16 protein-coding genes are annotated in these 19,202 nt (G+C 64.0%); 8 read left to right on the forward strand and 8 right to left on the reverse strand.

Translation table 11 applies throughout. The annotated features are described in order from the left end of the window. The first annotated feature begins 4 nt into the window (after positions 1 to 4). The 3 genes from nosP to LCW13_RS02515 all read left to right on the forward strand — a co-directional run bounded on the left by nosP (position 5) and on the right by LCW13_RS02515 (position 4,297). A complete protein-coding gene (gene nosP / locus LCW13_RS02505; RefSeq protein ID WP_225348094.1) occupies positions 5 to 1,195 on the forward strand; it encodes a nitric oxide-sensing protein NosP in 1,191 nt (396 codons plus the stop codon). After that, positions 1,185 to 2,705, forward strand: a complete 1,521-nt coding sequence (locus LCW13_RS02510) for an ATP-binding response regulator (protein WP_225347514.1) — start codon at positions 1,185 to 1,187, stop codon at positions 2,703 to 2,705. The genes nosP and LCW13_RS02510 overlap by 11 nt, the downstream gene beginning before the upstream one ends. Before the next feature lie 275 nt (positions 2,706 to 2,980). Next, complete coding sequence (locus tag LCW13_RS02515) at positions 2,981 to 4,297, forward strand: Nramp family divalent metal transporter (RefSeq protein ID WP_225347515.1); 1,317 nt, start codon at positions 2,981 to 2,983, stop codon at positions 4,295 to 4,297. Between the two features lie 89 nt (positions 4,298 to 4,386). On the opposite strand, the gene LCW13_RS02520 is transcribed toward LCW13_RS02515, so the two are convergent. Then, positions 4,387 to 5,196, reverse strand: coding sequence for a response regulator (locus LCW13_RS02520; protein WP_225347516.1), 810 nt, complete (start codon positions 5,194 to 5,196; stop codon positions 4,387 to 4,389). Between the two features lie 395 nt (positions 5,197 to 5,591). On the opposite strand from LCW13_RS02520, the gene exaC reads away from it, so the two are divergent. Both exaC and adhP read left to right on the forward strand, forming a co-directional pair. Beyond that, positions 5,592 to 7,112 (forward strand): acetaldehyde dehydrogenase ExaC, encoded by a 1,521-nt coding sequence (gene exaC / locus LCW13_RS02525; protein ID WP_054555359.1) that lies wholly within the window; start codon positions 5,592 to 5,594, stop codon positions 7,110 to 7,112. A 296-nt stretch (positions 7,113 to 7,408) separates the two neighbouring features. Continuing rightward, the gene (adhP, locus tag LCW13_RS02530; protein WP_225347517.1) at positions 7,409 to 8,437 is read left to right on the forward strand and encodes an alcohol dehydrogenase AdhP; all 1,029 of its coding nucleotides are present in this window, start codon (positions 7,409 to 7,411) and stop codon (positions 8,435 to 8,437) included. Positions 8,438 to 8,617: 180 nt separating this feature from the next. Here adhP and LCW13_RS02535 read toward each other — a convergent pair whose 3' ends face one another. The 4 genes from LCW13_RS02535 to LCW13_RS02550 form a co-directional block, all read right to left on the reverse strand. After that, a complete protein-coding gene (locus LCW13_RS02535) occupies positions 8,618 to 9,109 on the reverse strand; it encodes a pyridoxamine 5'-phosphate oxidase family protein (protein WP_043333119.1) in 492 nt (163 codons plus the stop codon). 176 nt (positions 9,110 to 9,285) lie between these two features. Next, complete coding sequence (locus tag LCW13_RS02540; protein WP_107335524.1) at positions 9,286 to 9,777, reverse strand: CreA family protein; 492 nt, start codon at positions 9,775 to 9,777, stop codon at positions 9,286 to 9,288. A 114-nt stretch (positions 9,778 to 9,891) separates the two neighbouring features. Continuing rightward, positions 9,892 to 10,233, reverse strand: coding sequence for a DOPA 4,5-dioxygenase family protein (locus tag LCW13_RS02545; protein ID WP_225347518.1), 342 nt, complete (start codon positions 10,231 to 10,233; stop codon positions 9,892 to 9,894). 115 nt (positions 10,234 to 10,348) lie between these two features. Further along, positions 10,349 to 11,119, reverse strand: coding sequence for a sulfite exporter TauE/SafE family protein (locus LCW13_RS02550; RefSeq protein WP_225347519.1), 771 nt, complete (start codon positions 11,117 to 11,119; stop codon positions 10,349 to 10,351). 233 nt (positions 11,120 to 11,352) lie between these two features. Here LCW13_RS02550 and LCW13_RS02555 point away from each other — a divergent pair, with 233 nt between their 5' ends. Beyond that, the gene (locus LCW13_RS02555; protein ID WP_043333116.1) at positions 11,353 to 12,378 is read left to right on the forward strand and encodes a succinylglutamate desuccinylase/aspartoacylase family protein; all 1,026 of its coding nucleotides are present in this window, start codon (positions 11,353 to 11,355) and stop codon (positions 12,376 to 12,378) included. Between the two features lie 134 nt (positions 12,379 to 12,512). Here the strand turns inward: LCW13_RS02555 and LCW13_RS02560 are convergent, their stop codons facing one another. The 3 genes from LCW13_RS02560 to LCW13_RS02570 form a co-directional block, all read right to left on the reverse strand. Continuing rightward, a complete protein-coding gene (locus LCW13_RS02560; RefSeq protein WP_225347520.1) occupies positions 12,513 to 13,910 on the reverse strand; it encodes a peptide MFS transporter in 1,398 nt (465 codons plus the stop codon). 471 nt (positions 13,911 to 14,381) lie between these two features. Continuing rightward, a complete protein-coding gene (gene dusA / locus LCW13_RS02565) occupies positions 14,382 to 15,389 on the reverse strand; it encodes a tRNA dihydrouridine(20/20a) synthase DusA (protein ID WP_192838563.1) in 1,008 nt (335 codons plus the stop codon). Between the two features lie 148 nt (positions 15,390 to 15,537). Further along, positions 15,538 to 16,155, reverse strand: coding sequence for a TetR/AcrR family transcriptional regulator (locus tag LCW13_RS02570; RefSeq protein ID WP_225347521.1), 618 nt, complete (start codon positions 16,153 to 16,155; stop codon positions 15,538 to 15,540). Positions 16,156 to 16,452: 297 nt separating this feature from the next. On the opposite strand from LCW13_RS02570, the gene LCW13_RS02575 reads away from it, so the two are divergent. Both LCW13_RS02575 and corA read left to right on the forward strand, forming a co-directional pair. After that, on the forward strand, positions 16,453 to 17,007 hold the full coding sequence (locus tag LCW13_RS02575; protein ID WP_043333113.1) for a carboxymuconolactone decarboxylase family protein: 555 nt from the start codon (positions 16,453 to 16,455) through the stop codon (positions 17,005 to 17,007). Positions 17,008 to 17,970: 963 nt separating this feature from the next. Beyond that, positions 17,971 to 19,032: a magnesium/cobalt transporter CorA gene (gene corA, locus LCW13_RS02580; protein WP_084589333.1), complete on the forward strand. Its 1,062-nt coding sequence runs from the start codon at positions 17,971 to 17,973 to the stop codon at positions 19,030 to 19,032. The last annotated feature ends 170 nt before the right edge of the window (positions 19,033 to 19,202 follow it).

The raw sequence follows: 19,202 nt of genomic DNA on the forward strand, positions 1-19,202 counted from the left end.
CGAGATGCATGCCGTGGCGCTGGCCACGGCGGCCAGCCAGCTCAAGGACCCGCAGGCGGCGGTGGCTGAGCTTGCCCGAACGCTTGATCTGGCGCTGGGAAGTCGTGAGCGGCTCGGCGGGGTGCTGTTCTTCTGCTCGGCGGATTATCCGCTGGCGGCACTGGGCCAGGCGCTGGCCGCCACCTTCGCCGAGGTGCCGGTGAGCGGTTGCACCACCGCCGGCGAGATCACACCCGCGGGCTATGCGCGCGGCTCCATCACCGCCATCGGCCTTGCGCGCAGTGACTTCGCGCTGGCGCAGGTGCTGATCGATGATCTGAGCGGTTTCGATCTTCCGCGTGCCCAGGCGCTGAGTGATGAGTTGCTGGCGCGCTGTCGCGAGCAGGCCGTGGCGCCGGTGATGGGCAATAGCTTCGCGCTGACGCTGCTCGACGGGCTCTCGAGCAGCGAGGAGCAGGTGCTGGCGACGCTGGATGCGGCGTTAGGCAGCATTCCCGCCTTCGGTGGCTCCGCCGGGGATGACAATCGCCTGTCGCACACCTATGTCTACGCCGATGGTGTCTTCCATGATCAGGCGGCGGTCGTGGTGGTGGTCAATACGCGGCTGCCGTTCGAGGTCATCAGCACCCATCACCTCACGCCGCTGGCCGACAAGCTGGTGGTGACGGCGGTGGACCGTGATTCGCGCCGCGTGCTGGAGCTGAATGCCGAACCCGCCGCCGAGGAGTACGCCCGGCTGGCCGGCGTCGCGCCCGAGGCGCTGGAGGAGGCGGTCTTCGCACGTTGTCCGCTGGCGGTGCGCATCGGCGAGGCGCATTACGTGCGCTCCATCCAGCGCGTGAATGACGATGCCAGCCTGAGTTTCTACTGCGCGGTGGAGACCGGCATCGTGCTCACCGCCATGCAGGCCACGCCGATTCTCGAGCAGCTCGAGCAGCGACTGGCCGAGGTGGAGGCGCGCCTGGGGCCGCCCGCGCTGACCATCGGCTGCGACTGCTTCCTGCGGCGCATGGAGATCGAGGCGCTGGCACTGGAGGATGAGGCCTCGCGCATGCTCAGGCGGCACCGGGTGATCGGCTTCAATACCTACGGTGAGCAGCACCACGGCATGCACATCAACCAGACCTTCACCGGCGTGGTGATCGGCCAGCGCCGCTCGGTTGCCGACGGCACGGGAGGACAGGATGTCGCCTGATACGCCGCTGACCGAACAGGGCTTTCTGAGCGAGCCGGACGCTCTGACTCAGACGGACTCCCTGACTCAGACGGACACCTTGAGCGCCGAACTCGCCGCCCTCAAGGCGCGCAATCGCCAGCTGGAGAAGATCAACGCCGCCCTGATCGAGCGGGTCGAATCCAGCAGTCCTTCACCGAGCGCGCCCTACGCCGCCTTCGAACATGCGGTGCTGCTGGCGGATCAGGTGCGTGAGCGTACCGATGCCCTGCATCGCACCCTCGATGAGCTGGGGGCACTCAATCGACGCCTCACCGCCGCCAAGGCCGCCGCCGAGGCGGCCAACCACTCCAAGACCCGCTTTCTCGCCGCCATCAGCCATGACCTGCTGCAACCCCTGAATGCCGCTCGGCTGTTTGCCAGCGCCCTGGAAGAGCAACTGGCGCGGCTGGCGCTGGATGCTTCCCTGCCGGGTGATGCCATTTCTGACGTCATGCCGAATGATGCTTCGCAGGGCGTCTCCACGCCCGGCGAGCTGGTGGCGCGGCTGGGGCGCTCGCTGGCAGATGTCGAGAGTCTGCTGGGCACGCTGGTCGATATCTCGCGGCTGGATGCCGGCGTGCTGACGGCGGATGTCGCCGTCTTCCCGGTGCGTGAACTGCTGGATGTGCTCGCCGAGGAATATCGTCAGCTGGGCGCTGCCCGTGGGCTCGAGCTGCATTACGTGGCTACCCATTTGAGTATCGAGTCGGACCTGCAATTGCTGGCGCGGGTGGTGCGCAACTTTCTTAGCAATGCGCTGCGCCATGTGCCGGATGGCTCGACGCGCGGGCGGGTGCTGCTGGGGTGTCGGCGTCGCGGTGACTGGCTGGAGATCACCGTGGCCGACAACGGCCCCGGCATTGCCGAGCATCAGCGCGAGGTGGTCTTCCAGGAATTCCGACGCCTGGCGCCGCGCCAGGACAACGAGCAGCGCGGCCTCGGGCTGGGGCTGGCGATCGTCAAGCGCATCACCGGCCTGCTGGAGCACCCCCTGTCGTTGACCAGCACGCCGGGGCGCGGTGCCGCCTTCGCGGTCCGCGTGCCGATTCGACAGCCTGCCAGTGTGGTGGGCCCGGCGGCTGACGCCTCCTCTACTGGCCAGCCTTGCACGTCACCGCTCGCGCAGCCGCTGCTCGATACCGTTATCTGGGTGGTCGAGGATGATCGGGAGGTGTGCGCCGGCATGCAGTCATTGCTCGGGGGCTGGGGCGCGAGTGTTTACTGCGCCGATGATGCCGAGGTGCTGTTGCAGCAGGCCGTGGCCGCGCCGCAGGTCTTGATCGTCGATCATCAGCTGGGCGAAGGGCAGCCCGATGGCCTCAAGCAGGCGCAACGCCTGCGGCAACGCTGGCCGGGCCTGCCGGTGGTGGTGATCAGCGCGGACCACTCGGCGCCGCTCAAGGCCAGGACGCGTGCGCTCGGTTTCGGGTTTCTGCTCAAGCCGGTCAAGCCACTGCGCCTGCGCCAGTTGCTGGTCAATCGTCGCTAGCCGCGCGCAGAAGGGCTGGAAGAGATGCTGGAAGGGGGGAGGGAAAAGGAGCTGGAAACGGGCCTCAAGAAGAGACTGGAAAGGGGAGAAGGCAAGGACAGTGGCAAATAGGCGTCCGCCACGGGGGGGATTGAAGGAGCCTATCGGGCACCACGCTTATTTTTAATGAGAATCAATGGCATTTGGCGTGTATGCTGATCACATAGCCTCCCGCATATTTCTTTATCTGTTCGCGGGTCATTGATCTGGCAGGTTTTCCCCCCATGCTGAATGTCATGTCCGATAAATCCGTACGTCATGCCGCAAGCATGTCACTGGGCAGCGAAGGCGACGCCTCTGCTGCCGGTGGTATGCGCACAGCTTCCCCTGTCCGTCTTGCTGGCCGCCTGCGCCGCGCCTTGCCATTCCTCGGCCCGGCGATGATCGCCGCCGTCGCCTACATCGACCCGGGCAACTTCGCGACCAACATCGAGGCCGGCTCCCGCTATGGCTACACCCTGCTGTGGGTGGTGCTGTGGGCCAACCTGATGGCGATGCTGATCCAGACCCTGTCCGCGCGGCTGGGGCTGGCGACCGGCAAGAATCTGGCCGAGGTCATCCGTGAACGCTTCCCGCGTCCGGTGGTGTGGGCCTTCTGGGTGCAGGCGGAGATCGTCGCCATCGCGACAGATCTGGCCGAATTCCTGGGGGCGGCGCTGGCCTTCAATCTGCTGTTCGGGCTCAGCATGCTGGAAGGGGCGCTGCTGACCGGCGCCATCACCTATGCGGTGCTGGTGATGCAGCGTTTCGGCTTCCGCATGATGGAAATGATCATCGGCGCGATGATTCTGGCGGTCTCGGCGGGCTTCCTGCTCGAGATCATTCTGAGCCGCCCGCCGGTGGAGCCGATCATCTACGGTCTGCTGACCCCGAACTTCCCGGATAGCCACGCCATCTTCCTGGCGGCGGGCATCCTCGGTGCCACCGTGATGCCCCACGTCATCTACCTGCATTCCGCGCTGTCCCAGAATCGCATCCGGGTGCGTGACAGCGGTCAGCGTCGTCGCGTGATGGGCTACTACCGGCTGGATGTCATCATCGGCATGGCGCTGGCGGGGCTGATCAACATGGCGATGCTGGTGCTGGCCGCCAAGGTCTTCCACGGCAACGGCGAGACCGGCGTAGCCTCCATCACCGAGAGCTACAAGCTGCTGTCGCCGCTGATGGGTCAGGATGCGGCGAGTCTCATCTTCGGCTTCACGCTGCTGCTGGCGGGACTGTCCTCGTCCATCGTCGGCACCCTGTCCGGTCAGGTGGTGATGCAGGGCTTCGTCAACTTCCGCATTCCGATGTGGCTGCGCCGCGTGATCACCATGGCACCGGCCATCGCCATCATCCTGATGGAGTTGCCGGAGCAGCAGGTGCTGGTCGCAAGCCAGGTGGTACTCAGCTTCGGGATTCCCTTCGCGCTGGTGCCGCTGTTGATGTTCACCGCCAACCGCCGCCTGATGGGCGACCTGGTCAATCGTCACTGGGTGACGGCCATCGGGGGGCTGGTCGCGGCGATCATCATCCTGCTCAATGGCTATGTGCTGGTCGGCGAGCTGATGTAGGCCCCATGCTTTATGCCCCAGTTCCTATGCCCTTGTGAGAGGTAAAAGCCCTGCCGGTGGCAGGCCCTCGCAACGCCCCGCTGTGTGCCTCATTCGTGAGCGCCCCGGCGGGGCGTTGCGCGTTGTGGGGCGGCAGGGGGCGCGCTGGCGCCTGACACGGCAGGCAGGGCGTGGCTGGCCAGCAGGATCGCCTGTACCCGGCTGGCGACCCCCAGCTTGTGCAGGATGGCGGAGACATGCGACTTGATGGTGGTTTCCGCCACGCCCAGCTGCCAGGCGATCATCTTGTTGGATTCGCCCAGCACCATGCGCTCCAGCACGCCGCGCTGCTTGGTGGTGAGGGTCTGCCAGCGCTGCGCGAATTCCGCCTCGCTGAGGCTCGGCGCAAGTTGTGGCGCTGGCGATGGCACTGGTGCTGAGGCCGATGCCGAGGCTGATGAGGATGAGGAAGCCGCCTGGCTCGCCAGCGCCGGACGCGGAGCGGCGCGCATCAGCCGGGCGGGCACATAGACCTCACCGGCCAGCATGCGCGCGAGCGCCTCGCGCAATACCTCCGCTGAGCTCGACTTGGAGAGATAGCCCACCGCGCCGAGTGCCAAGGCTTCCAGCACCGTCTCGCGCGCTTCGTGGGCGGAGAGAATCGCCACCGGCAGCCAGTCTGCTTCCTGGCGCAAGCGCGTCAGGCCTTCCAGGCCGTGGCTGTCGGGCAGGTCGAGATCCAGCAGCAGCAGGTCGAGGCTATCGGCATGCGCGTCGATGAGGCTGAGCGTCTCGGCGAGACTGGCGGCCTGCAGCAGCTCGTAGGGCGGTGCCGGGGCGTCAGCGACGCTTAGACTCAGGGTACGACTGATGGCATCACGGAACAGCGGATGGTCATCCGCGATCAACAGACGGTACATGGAGGCTCCTGGCCGGTGGCGGGCGATATCCTGAGCATAACGTCATGGCGTGGTGTCGTGCCTTGCGGCCTTCGCGGTATGGCGGCCTTCGCCAGCCTGATTTCCTTCTTGCTCTCTTTTCGCTTTTCTCCTCCCAAGGGATGAGACGGTCTCCGCCCATGGGGGCATGTCGCGATTGGCGCCGGTGGTCAAGACTGTGAGAGTCGCCTGATCAAGTACCGCTTGATAGAGCGGGCAGCGGGTCAACGCCAACGGCGCCACTGCAGTAGAGCCAACACAGGCGTTTCGCTGACACGACAACGATTTTTCAGTAACGACAACGACTGCGCAGCAACGACAACAACAGGCCGTCGATCACGAGCGCCACTCGTGAATCCGGCCAACAGGAGTTCGCCATGATCTACGCCTCCCCGGGCAGCGCCGATGCGCTGGTCACGTTCAAGGACATCTACGGCAACTATATCGGCGGTCGCTTCGTCGAGCCGGTGAAGGGTGAGTACTTCGACAATGTCAGCCCGGTGACGGGCGAGGCCTTCTGCCGTATCCCGCGTTCGAGTGCGGAGGATATCGACCTCGCGCTGGACGCCGCCCACAAGGCAGCCGCTGCCTGGGGCAAGACCTCGGTGCAGGAGCGCTCCAACATCCTGCTCAAGATCGCGGATCGCATCGAGCAGAACCTCGAGATGCTGGCCGTTGCCGAGACCTGGGACAACGGCAAGGCGGTGCGCGAGACGCTGAACGCCGATATTCCGCTGGCGGCGGACCACTTCCGTTACTTCGCCGGTTGCCTGCGCTCCCAGGAAGGCACCGCGGCGGACATCGATGCCAATACCGTCTCCTATCACTTCCATGAGCCGCTGGGTGTGGTCGGGCAGATCATCCCGTGGAACTTCCCGATCCTGATGGCAGCCTGGAAGCTCGGCCCGGCGCTGGCGGCCGGCAACTGCGTGGTGCTCAAGCCGGCGGAACAGACCCCGGCCTCGATTCTGGTGCTCGCGGAGCTGGTCGGTGACCTGCTGCCGGCGGGCGTGCTCAATATCGTCAACGGCTATGGGGCCGAGGCCGGTCAGGCGCTGGCGACCAGCAAGCGCATCGCCAAGATCGCCTTCACCGGCTCCACTCCCGTGGGCTCGCACATTCTCAAGTGCGCCGCCGACAGCATCATCCCCTCCACGGTGGAGCTGGGCGGCAAGTCGCCCAACATCTACTTCGCCGACATCATGAATGCCGAACCCGAGTTCATCGACAAGGCCGCCGAAGGCCTGGTGCTGGCGTTCTTCAATCAGGGCGAGGTGTGCACCTGCCCGTCACGCGCCCTGATCCAGGAAAGCATCTACGACGACTTCATGGCCCGGGTGATGGAGCGCGTGAAGACCATCAAGCGCGGCAACCCGCTGGATACCGACGTGCAGGTCGGCGCCCAGGCTTCCCGCGAGCAGTTCGACAAGATCATGTCCTACATGGATGTCGCCCGCGAGGAAGGCGCCGAGGTGCTCACCGGCGGTAGCAGCGAGCAGCTGGAGAACGAGCTGGCCAACGGCTATTACATCCAGCCGACCCTGCTCAAGGGCAACAACTCGATGCGTGTCTTCCAGGAGGAGATCTTCGGGCCGGTGGTGGCCGTCACCACCTTCCGTGACGAGGCCGAGGCGCTGGCCATCGCCAATGACACTGAATTCGGTCTTGGCGCCGGTGTCTGGAGCCGCGACATGAACGTCGCCTTCCGCATGGGCCGTGGCATCCAGGCCGGCCGCGTGTGGACCAACTGCTACCACCAGTATCCCGCCCATGCCGCCTTCGGTGGCTACAAGAAATCCGGTGTCGGTCGCGAGACCCACAAGATGGCACTGGAGCACTACCAGCAGACCAAGAACCTGCTGGTCAGCTACGACATCAATCCGCTCGGCTTCTTCTAGGCCTGGCATGCAGCGCCACCGCGACCGGTGGTGCTGCATGCCTCCCGCGATTCTCGCTTGAGAAAATGACAACGATGCCCGCGCCAGATCCGATTGCTTGATCTGGCGCAGGGCAGGGAGCGCTGCGTCTGGTTTCAATGGAGAGGCAAGCTTTGCACTGGCTCGGGCGCTGGCGCATGCAGGCGCAAGCCCACACTCTCCGGCGCAACTCTCCGCCGCAACTCTGCTGGTTCGTCTGTCTTGAATGTCCGTCTTTCTTGAATGTTCGTCAGTCTTCAATGGATGAGGAGTAGGTCATGGATAGCAGCATGAAAGCCGCCGTGGTACGTGAATTCGGTGCACCGCTGGTGATCGAGGAGGTCGCGGTACCGCGTCCGGGGCGTGGCGAGATTCTGGTCGAGGTCGCTGCCTCCGGGGTCTGTCATACCGACCTGCACGCCGCGTATGGCGACTGGCCGGTGAAACCCAATCCGCCGTTCATTCCCGGCCATGAAGGCGTCGGCACCATCGCGGCGGTGGGCGAGGGCGTCACCCACGTCAAGGAAGGCGACCGTGTCGGGGTGCCCTGGCTCTACTCGGCCTGCGGCCACTGCGAGCATTGTCTGGGTGGCTGGGAGACGCTGTGCGAGAGCCAGCAGAATACCGGCTACTCGGTGAATGGCGGCTTTGCCCAGTTCACGCTGGCGGACGCAGGCTACGTCGGACGTCTGCCGGACAGCGTGGGCTTCGTGGAGATCGCGCCGGTGCTGTGCGCCGGGGTCACGGTCTACAAGGGCCTCAAGATGACCGACACCCGCCCCGGTCAGTGGGTGGTGATCTCGGGCATCGGCGGGCTGGGACACATGGCGGTGCAGTATGCGCGTGCCATGGGCCTGAACGTGGCGGCGGTGGATGTGGATGATGCCAAGCTGGAACTGGCCCGTCGTCTGGGCGCGACCGTGACCGTCAATGCCATGAAGGAAGACCCGGCGAGCGTCATCAAGCGCGAGATCGGCGGCGCGCATGGGGCGCTGGTGACGGCGGTATCACCCAAGGCCTTCGATCAGGCTCAGAACATGCTGCGCCGTGGCGGCACCCTGGTGCTCAACGGTCTGCCGCCGGGGGACTTCCCGCTGCCGATCTTCTCCACCGTGCTCAATGGCATCACGGTGCGTGGCTCCATCGTCGGCACGCGTCAGGACCTGCAGGAGGCGTTGGACTTCGCCGCGGAAGGCAAGGTCGCCGCCACCGTGCAGACCGGCAAGCTCGAGGACATCAACGACATCTTCGGGCGCATGATCGACGGCAAGATCGAGGGGCGCATCGTGCTCGACATGAAGGCCTGAGGTGTTCGCTGACCTGATCTTGAGCCTTCACCACCGATGACAGGCCTGCTGGAAACGGCAGGCTGCCAGACACGACAACGCCAGCCCGAGGGCTGGCGTTGTCGTGTCTGGCATGGCCGTGCGCGTTAGCTCTTACGCGGGCACTGCAAAGAGTTCTCTCTGACGAGCTTGGGCTTCTGCTTACACCGTGCCGAATTTCTCGTTCTCGCCCATGTCCGGGGTGTGGTCCTTGTCGAGGTTGGCGCGCGCCACCTCGTAGAGCTGATAGGCCTTGCTCTCCTTGGCCTTCCAGTGCTCGCCGGATTGCACCGAGATCTCCAGCAGGGTGACGTCGGGGTCATCCTTGCCTTCCGGGAACCAGGCGGCCACGAACGGATTCCAGAACTTGTCGATCAGGCCCTGATCGCGGTGCAGGTTGGCATGACCGCTCAGCGACACGTAGACGCCATCATCCTGATCGGAAAAGCTCAGGCAGACCTCGCTGTCCTTCCTGGCCTCAAACACCTTCTCGGCGCTGGCGCGGGTGAAGAACCACAGGGTGCCGTCGTAGTCATCCTGCACCAGATGCATCGGGCGGGCGTGGGGCATGCCGTCACCTTGCGTCACCAACATGCCGACCTTCACATCCTTGATCAGCTTCCAGATCTTCTGCTTGTGCTCCGGGCTCGACATCGTGTGTCACTCCTTTGCGTCATGCGAATGAAAATCCGGCTGGCTAGCCGTTGCACAAGACCTTGGAGCGACACCCCACAACTTCAAGGGATACTGGTGAAGCTTTCGCTTGATGAGCCAGCACTTGATGAGTCAGCACTTGATCAATCGGCGCTTGATTCAGGCGCCGAGGCGACTCACTGCGCTGCCGGTGCTTGCCAGGCGTCGCTGCCCCACAACGGCACGCTGCTCAGTGCATGCTTGAAGCTGCCGCTGGTTTCCTTGGTGCTGTAGGCGATATAGAGCAGGCTCTGGGAGTCGCGATCCAGAATGCGGCGAATCTTGAGGCTCTTGAGCAGCACGCTCTTGGACTTGCGATAGACCTCCTCGCCACTCTTGGAGGTGTCGATGTCGGCGATCATCTCCGCCGTGATCGGGCCGGTCTGGCGGCAGGCGATGCTCATGTCGGAGGGATCGGAGAAGTCGAGGTCCGCCTCGATGTTGCTCAGATGGCAGGTCACGCCCGGCACCTTGGGGTCGATCAGGCTCTCGATCTTGATGTCCTTGGTGGTGAACAGGCCCAGCGAGACATCCCCGACCTCGTTGTCATCACAGCCGGCCAGCAGCAGGCCTGAGGCCATCACACCCAGCAGGGCAGCACGAGGGGAAAGGCGGCGCAGTCGCGTCATGGGGGCATCCTTGAGTCAGTGGTGTCAGACGATGATAGCGTGTCAGACCTGCGGTGGGCGTCAACCATCGCCCGGGCATCAAAGCTTGCCGCGGCCTCAATGCTTGCCGCGGCCTCACTCGCTGGCGAAGGCAGCGAGATTCAGCGTATGCGAGTTGCCCAGCCACATCACGCCCTGGGTGTGATCGAAGAGGTCATCGCCGGTGCCGGCGTGCACGAAGATGTCCAGCGAGCCGCGGTTGAGTGCCAGCCATGGGATGATGCGCCCGAATTCCTCAGGCAGGAAGGACAGCTGACAGCTCCACAGCGGGTGCGGGCCGACCGGCTGCTGATGGAAGCGCCCGACCCGCAGCGTGAAGCGCTGCTCGGCCTGGGCCGCCAGTTCGCGAGCGGCGGCCAGGCTCTGCTCATCGGTGTAGTAGAGATGGGCGTGGTAGTAGTTGATGTGGTGTGTCATGGCGTTGTCTCGATCGTTCTCAAGGGGGCTTCCTGCGCTCGGCCTAAAGGGCCGTGGCGAGAGTTTTCAATGGCTGGCGGCAGTGGCCGTCAGGGCGTGATGGGCCTTGTGGCCGTCAGCCCCAGGCCTTGTAGATCAGCTGCACACCCACCAGCGCCATCGCGATGATGATCAGGCGGAAGAACAGCTTCTCGTTGACACGGGATTGCAGCCACAGGCCGCTTCTGACCCCCGCCCAGGCCACCGGCACCAGCAGCAGCGAGGTGGAGAGGCTGGTGAGGTTGATCTCGCCCAGCGCCACGTAGGGGCCCAGTTTCATCAGGTTCATGCCAGCGAAGATGATCACCGTGGTGGCGATGAAGGTCTCCTTGGGGTGCTGGCGCGGAATCATGTACAGGTTGTAGGGCGGGGCGCCGGCGTGGGCGAAGAAGCTGGTGAAACCGGCGGTGGCCCCGGCAGGAATGGCCAGCCAGCGGGGCAGCGGTTTCCTGGCTGTCGGTTTGAACAGCATATAGGCGGCGAACAGCAGCGAGATGACGCCCAGCAGGCCGCGAATCATGTTCTCGTCCAGCTCATCGAACAGCACCACGCCCACCGCGATGCCGATGGCGGCGCTGGACAGGATGATGCGCACCTCCGACCACAGCTGCTTGCCCCACCAGGCGCGGGAGCTCAGAAAGTCCATCACCAGCAACAGCGGCAGCAGGATACCGGCGGCTTCCAGCGGCCCGATGGCCAGCGCCATCAGCGGCACCGAGAGCGAGCCGAAGCCACCGGCGAAGCCGCCCTTGGAGATGCCGGTCAGGTAGGTCGAGAAGATGATCGCGCTCCAGGCCAGCGCAGAGTAATCGGGCAGTGTCAGCAGGGCATCGAGAAAATCGGTCACGGGCATCTCATGTCGAGAGGGCGGGCAAGGTGAGTCGTGAAGGCCCATTGTTGAACAATTCTGCCCGCGCTTCATCCCGACACGCTGCAATGAAGTCTTTCCCTTGGCGCACCAATGCGCTAAAAGGCGCATGTCGCACAGTGTTTTCTTTCGAGACACTGGGCGAGTAGCCTGATCTGGCGGGCATGTCGCAGTGCCTGCCGCTCGTTGGTCGAACAATCTCTGAGGTGGCGATGTCACGCGCTCCATTTGAAATCAGCGGTACCCGCATCGCGCCGGGAACGCGGGCCCAGGTCGATGTGCCTGTCGCCAAGCTCTACACCCATGCGCCGCTGCACATCCCCGTCGAGGTGGTGCATGGCCGTCAGCCCGGCCCGGTGCTGCTGGTGTGCGGTGCCATCCACGGTGACGAGATCAACGGCGTCGAGATCGTGCGGCGGCTGCTCAAGAGTTCCAGTCTGGCGCGGTTGCGCGGCACACTGATCGCGGTGCCCATCGTCAACGTGTTCGGTTTCGTGCAGCACACGCGCTACCTGCCGGACCGCCGTGACCTCAACCGCTGCTTCCCGGGCAGCGAGAGCGGCTCGCTGGGCTCGCGGGTGGCGGCGCTGTTCCGTGAGCAGATCGCCGATCAGGCCACCCACATCATCGACCTGCACACCGGCGCGATTCATCGCACCAACCTGCCGCAGATCCGCGCCACCATGACCGGCAGTGATGCCACGCGTCAGATGGCGGACGCCTTCGGCGCGCCGGTGCTGCTGAATGCCGAGCTGCGCGAGGGCAGTCTGCGTGCCTATGCCAGCGAGCGCGGCGTGCCGGTCATCACCTATGAGGCCGGTGAGGCGCTGCGCTTCGATGAGTGGGCGATTCGCCCCGGCGTCAGCGGCGTGAAGCGCGTGATGCGCTCCATCGGCATGCTGGCCAAGGACCGCGACCGCAAGCCCAGCTCGCGTGCGGTGGAGATGTCCAACGGCTCCAGCTGGGCGCGGGCCTCCATCGATGGCATCGTCCAGAGCCGAGTAGGCCTGGGGGACCGCGTCGAGAAGCATCAGGTGCTGGGCATCGTCGCCGACCCCTTCGGCAACAGCGAAAGTGAGGTGCTGTCACCCGCGGATGGCATCATCATCGGCATGGCCAACCTGCCGCTGGCCAATGAGGGCGAGGCGCTTTATCACGTGGCGCGTTTCCATGCGATCGACGATGCCGAGAGCGCCGTCGACAACTTCCAGCAGCTGTTCGTGCCGGATTCCATCTAGGCGTTTCACGCCCTTTTACGGCCCTGTTGCTGGCAGTGATAACGCAAACGCCCCGCTCATTGAGCGGGGCGTTTGCGTTGCAGCAGTCTGTCGTCTGGTCGATAGCGTCAGCGATAGTCACCGTCACAGAGCACTCAGCCGTGGCTGGTCTGGGTCTCGAGCGGGCCGTCATGACGCGCTTCAGCGCCGTGCATCCAGTCCACCAGCTTGCCGGCGAACACCAGCAACAGCAGGCCGCCGAGCACGCCGGTGATGGCGATGCCGCCGAACACGCTCATGGCACCGGCTTCGCCGACCAGCGAGCCGATCATGCCGGCCAGGTAGTTGGCCAGCGCCACGAAGGCGAACCAGGCGCCCATCATCAGCGCGCCCATGCGCACAGGTGACAGCTTGGTGACCATCGATAGCCCCACCGGCGACAGGCACAGCTCGCCGAGAGTGTGGAAGAAGAAGGCGCCGACCAGCCACATCATCGAGGCGCTGCCTGCGGCTTTCTGCTCCAGCACCGCGCCGATCATGCACACGAAGCCGATGCCGAGGGCGATCAGGCCGAAGGCGAACTTGACCGGCGAGCTGGGCTCACGGTTGTCCATGCGCGTCCACAGACCCGCCAGCAGCGGCGAGAGCAGGATGATGAACAGCGGATTGAGCGACTGGAACCAGGCCGCCGGCACTTCAAAGCCCATCAGCATGCGGTCGGTGTAGTCCTGCGCATACAGCGCCATCAGGCCGCCGCCCTGCTCGAAACCGGCCCAGAACAGGATGGTGAACAGGCCCAGCACCATGATGACCTTGATGCGGTCACGCTCTTCGCGGCTCAGCGGTGTCTTGCGGTTGTTGCTCTTGCTCAGGCGTGCCTCACGGCGGGCGCTGGGTTCGACCCCCAGGTCACCCAGATGGCGCGGCGCGAAGATGAGCTGGATGGCGACCGCCAGCAGCATGCCGATACCGGCCACCAGGAAGCCGGCGTTCCAGCCATAGCCTTCGGCCATGGAGCCCGCGACGATGCCTGACAGCAGCGCACCGATGTTGATGCCCATGTAGAAGATGGTGAAGGCGCCATCACGGCGGTGATCGCCCTGTTGATAGAGGTCGCCGACCATCGTGGAGATGTTGGGCTTGAACAGGCCGTTGCCGACGATCAGCAGGCCGAGACCGACATACAGCAGCATCTCGGGGTCGAGGCCGCTCATGGCCGGCGGCACGGCGAGCACGAATTGCCCGGCCGCCATGATCAGGCCCCCGATCAGGATCGCACGGCGGGCACCCAGCCAGTTGTCGGCCAGCGCTCCGCCGAACATCGGCGTGATGTACACCAGGCCCGTGAAGATGCCGTACAGCTGCAGGGCGTCGCCCTGATTCCAGCCCAGGCCGCCACTGGTGACGGCATCGGTGAGATAGAGCACCAGCAGGGCACGCATGGCGTAATAGGAGAAGCGTTCCCACAGTTCCGTGGAGAACAGCAGATAGAGTCCGGCCGGATGCCCGAACAGCTCACGGCTGTTGGCTCCGGTAGGGGAGTGTGTGGACATGGAACCTCGAAGGAAGTGTCAGCAGAAGCAGCGCAGCCCGGATGACGGGACTGCATGGACCGGCCCACAGGTCTGCAGAGGAGGACTGTGGAGGAATCGCCGATGACGGAGCAGTTGTGTGGCTGACCTCACGCGAGCATGGCGTGACGATGTCGAGACCGGTTGTTGTCCGTATGGTCAGCCATTCTGCGTGAGATGCCTTTGTCAGACAATCAAACGAAAGTCATGCATGTTGTTGGTATTTAAGGGGTTATTAGCTTAGATGGCGACGCAGGGTTGCGTCAGATATCACGCCTGCCAGTGCAGTGTCGTCACTTTGCTGACTGCCGAGACGACGACACCCGGCGCGAGGGCCGGGTGTCGGGGGACGGTCTCTTGAAAGCGCCGCTCTCAAGAGAGAGGGCAGAAGATAGGGGGATGAAGAGAGGGTAGAAGAGACAGGGCAGAAGCGGCGCGAGCAGGCCAGCTCGATCAGGCCTGCTCGACCTGTGCCTCGGGCCGATGCTCCGGCACGCGCGCCATGGCATCATCGATGACCTCGATGCCCGCGCCCGGCTTGTGGGCGTTCTCGGAGACATGACGGCGGAACTGGCGACCGCCCGGCTGACCCTGGAACAGCCCCAGCAGATGGCGGCTAATGTGGTTGAGGCGCACGCCCTCGGCGAGACGCTTCTCGATATAGGGGCGGAAGGCACGCAGCGCATCGTGGCGGCTGGTGTGCGGATTCTCGGCCTCGCCGTACAGCTCGCTGTCCACCGTCGCCAGCAACCAGGGGTTGTGGTACGCCTCACGGCCGACCATCACGCTATCGACGTGCTCCAGCTGCTCGTGCAGCTCGTCCATCAGCTTCAGGCCGCCATTGATACCGATATGCAAGGACGGGTGCGCCTGCTTGAGGCGGTGCACGCGGCCGTAGTTCAGCGGCGGCACATCGCGGTTCTCCTTCGGCGACAGGCCCTGCAGCCACGCCTTGCGCGCATGCACGCTGAAGGTGTCGCAGCCGGCATCGGCCACGGTGGTGATGAAGCGCTCGAGATCGGCGTCCTCATCCTGATCATCGATCCCGATGCGGCACTTCACCGTCACCGGAATCTTCACCTGCGCCTGCATCGCCGCCACGCACCTGGCCACCAGCTCCGGATGGCCCATCAGGCAGGCACCGATCATGTTGTTCTGCACGCGATCGCTCGGGCAGCCGACATTCAGGTTCACCTCGTCATAGCCCCAGCTCTCGGCGATCGCCGCACACTCGGCCAGCGCCTGCGGGTCGCTGCCACCCAGCTGCAACGCCAGCGGATGCTCCGTCTCGTCGTGACCGAGGAAGCGCTCGCGGTCCGGATTGAACAGCAATGCCCCGGTGGTCACCATCTCCGTGTACAGCAGCGTACGACGGCTCAACACGCGCGCGAAGGCGCGGTAGTCACGGGTCGTCCATTCCATCATCGGCGCAACGGAAAAGGTGCGGTCAATCGGTGTCATCGGCATGGCAGTCATATCGGCTGGTGTGGGAGCAGGGATCGGAGCATCAGGTGCAGGCGCTGTCGAGACAAGCGGGCGGTGATTCTAGCAGCTTGTGAGGCGAAGCGCCGAGTCAGAGAGAGCCGCGAGCCAATGTGCCGCTCATGGCTCAATGCGTGTTGTTGACCTTCAGTGCCTCGATATCCTGGGCGATGTCTTCAGCGAGCTGGCGGACGGCTTCGCTTTCGCCTTCACGCTGGGCGTAGGCGCGCAGGCCCATGACTTCGGCTTGCAGGCGACGGCCGAGGCGTTCCGGCTGGTGCGCGGGGCGCTCGGGGTCGATGAGTTCACCGGCGTCGCGGGCGTCCACGAAGGCCTGGCGGAAGCGGGCTTCCATGTTGGCGAGCAGCATCTCGACCTTGTCGCGGGCGGCCTGTTCACGCTCGCCGAGTTCCAGCAGGCTCTTGGCCAGCATGCAGGCGCGGGACGGCACCTCGCAGTCGCGCAGTCCGCCGAGCTTGCGGATATAGGTGGCGAGGGCAGTCAATGGCGAGTCGTGGCTGGCCATCAGGCTTTCCATCTCGCGCAGGCTGCGCGCGGAGTAGCAGTCCAGCGCTTCCTGGAAGAGGCCATCCTTGCTGCCGAAGGTGGCGTAGATGCTGCCGGGACGCATGTCGAGCGCGTGCTCGATATCCTTCAGCGAAGTGGCATGAAAGCCCTTCTGCCAGAAGAGATTGAGCGCCCGTTCGAGGGAATCCTGGCGGTTGTGCAAGGTCGCGCGTGGCATGGCTGTCCTGACGATGGGGCTCGCGAGTGACGCCTGTCTTCACGCAGTATGGCGAAGCGGGCGGTCTGCAAGGAGCAAGGTGTTGAGTGAGTACTCAAGTTTAACTTGAATGATCGCTCAAATCCAGCTAGTGTGTTCCCCGACAACGCAGTGCAGCGGATGGTCAGGCGTTATTTTGAGCGTTTGCTCATATCTTGCCCTGCATCCTCAGGGGCGCTGCTCAAGGCTTCATGCTACTGACTGGCAGCCCGCCCCTGAGACTCCGCGCATCTCGCTCATCATTCCGAAGGAGTTCTCATGACTGATTTCACACTCTATACCGCCGACAATGCCCCGCAGGACAGCAAGCCGCTGCTCGGCAAGTCCGTCGAAGCCTTCGGCATGGTGCCGGGCCTGCACGCCGTGATGGCGGAAGCGCCGGGGCTGCTGGAGGGCTACCAGGTGCTGCACCAGCTGTTCCTCGACAGCAGCTTCGATGATGAAGAGACCACCGTCGTGTGGCAGACCATCAACGTCGAGCACAACTGCCACTACTGTGTGCCGGCGCATACCGGTATCGCCAAGTCGATGAAGGTGGATGACGCCATCATCGAGGCGCTGCGCAACGAGACGCCGCTGCCGACCGAGCGCCTGGAAGCCCTGCGCACCTTCACGCTGGCCGTGGTGCGTGAGCGTGGCTTCGTCGATGACGCCACCGTGCAGACCTTCCTCGATGCCGGTTACACCAAGCGCAATGTGCTGGAAGTGATTCTGGGCCTGTCCCAGAAGGTGATGAGCAACTACACCAATCACCTGGCCGAGACGCCGATCGACGAGCCGTTCAAGAAGTTCGAGTGGCACAAGCAGGGCTGAAACTGAGGCGAGAGTGCACGGCAAGTGCCTGACTCCCCAATGCTAATGAAAATATTTCTCATTAGTGTTGACGTCTGAGCCCGCGGGTCATATTCTGGGGTCATCGCTTCCCCGCCATGGGTAGCGGTGTCCCGGCCAGCGGAGTCAGGCCCCTGTCCGGGAGGCTTCTCATCAGACAGTTTTACGGTCCTTGCCAGCGGCTCATCCTACGGGGTGGGCCGCTTTTTTATGCGCAAAAAAAGACGCCTCCTTCGCTTGCACGAGGGAGGCGTCCGGAAGCGCTTCTCGATTCATTCGCTTTCCGTCTGCCAATGACAGGGAGGAAGGCTTGCGAGTCGAGCGGTGCTTCGTGCTCACCAGATTTGGATGTCAGGTCCCTGGCAAGCGTCTCATCAGGCCAGTCACGACCTTGATATTCTGGCGCCATGATACGTCAGCCGGTGAGGGGAGGCCAGCGGCGCGTGAGATAAACGCTGACTCAATGTTAATGAAAATATTTCTCATTAGTATTGACGGCGTCTGCCGGAGAGCATAATCTGGATTCATCGCTTCCCGCCATGGAATGCGGTAGCCAGAACAGCGGAGTCAGGCCCCTGTTCGGGTTTCTCCTCATCAAGCTAGTCACGGTCTTAGGGCGACTCTCACGGGTCGCCTTTTTTCGTGTCTGGCCGTCAAGCGCTGCTCTGGCGCGCTATCTCCATCACTCGCTCGCTCTCTCGCACGATCACTCGCTCAATCACTCCTGCGGGCGATCTCTCGCACGCGGCCTCGCGCTCATGCCTGATACGCCTCGTCGCTCGGCCTCCGCTGGCGCGCCATCTCGTTTAGAATGACGACATCCTATTCCCACGCCGCCAAGGTGCCCGGGTTTCGCTGCCTTTTCAGACGGTTGGCCATTGCGGCCAGTCATTGTCATCAGTCAGTGCACAGGCGCGACCCGCGGGGCTTTTCGAGGAAGTCATCATGATCACACTCTATCGACTGCACGATGATGGCCGCCTGCGCGGCGAACATATCGTGTTGCCCGACCCGCAGCCCGGCCAGCCCGATGCGCCGCCGCGCCTGGCGGATAGCGCAGAAGAGGCGGCTGCCCTGCATGCCGGGCTGCTGGCCGATGACGAGCTGGCACCGCCGATTCTGGTGCGTAGCGATGTGCTGTGGATCGACCTCTGTGAGCCGGATGAGCAGGAAAAGCGCTGGGTGAGCGAGCAGTTCACGGTGGAGCTGCCTGATGTCGAGGAGCTGGAGGAGATCGAGTCGTCGTCGCGCTTCTATCTGGAAGGCGATGGCATCCACGTCGTCTCGCTGTTTCCGCATCGCAAGGGGCGCGAGCCGCAGACGGCCAACGTCGCCTTCCATCTGCATGGGCGCCAGCTGATCAGCATGCGCCACGAGGATATCGGCCTGCTGCGGCTGTTTCGCAATCACCTGCGTCGCCAGCGACTGAGTCCGGAGGATGGCTGGGAGGTGCTGTTGGCGCTGTTGGCGATGAAGGTCGATTACCTGGCCGATGAGATCGAGGATATCTACCGGGCACTGGAGGCGCTGGGCAAGCAAGCGGTGCACCCCGAGGCGCTGGAGGACACCCTGCACGGCATCCTGTTGCAGGAGCGCTACAACGACAAGGTGCGCCAGTCGCTGCTGGACAGTCAGCGCCTGCTGCGTCAGCTGACGCGCCATCTGCCTTCGGCGCCACGCCAGAAGTCGCGACGTCAGGAGATTCGCGACATGCTGCGCGACATCGACTCGCTCAATCCGCACACCACCTTCATCTTCGACAAGGTCAACTTCCTGCTCGATGCCTCGATCGGTTTCACCAACCTCGATCAGAGCCGCATCATCAAGATCTTCTCGGTGGCGGCGGTGGTCTTCATGCCGCCGACATTGATCGCCAGCATCTACGGCATGAACTTCCACTGGATGCCGGAGCTGGACGAGGACTGGGGCTATCCCTTCGCGCTATGCCTGATGGGGGTGTCGGCGCTCTCGACCTATCTGTTCTTCAAGTGGAAGAAGTGGCTGTAAGTCACTGAAGACAGGCATAAAAAAAGCGCCTGGCGTCGTGAGACGGCCAGGCGCACAAGAAACTTGCATTACAACACTGAAGATCGCCACCGAGGCCCGGGATGGGCCGACAGCGAAACCGCGCGTGGGGGCGTCGCCATGCAGACCAGTCACCGGGAATCGGTGGGATG

It is taken from the genome of Cobetia amphilecti (assembly GCF_020217465.1).
GTDB lineage: Bacteria > Pseudomonadota > Gammaproteobacteria > Pseudomonadales > Halomonadaceae > Cobetia > Cobetia amphilecti.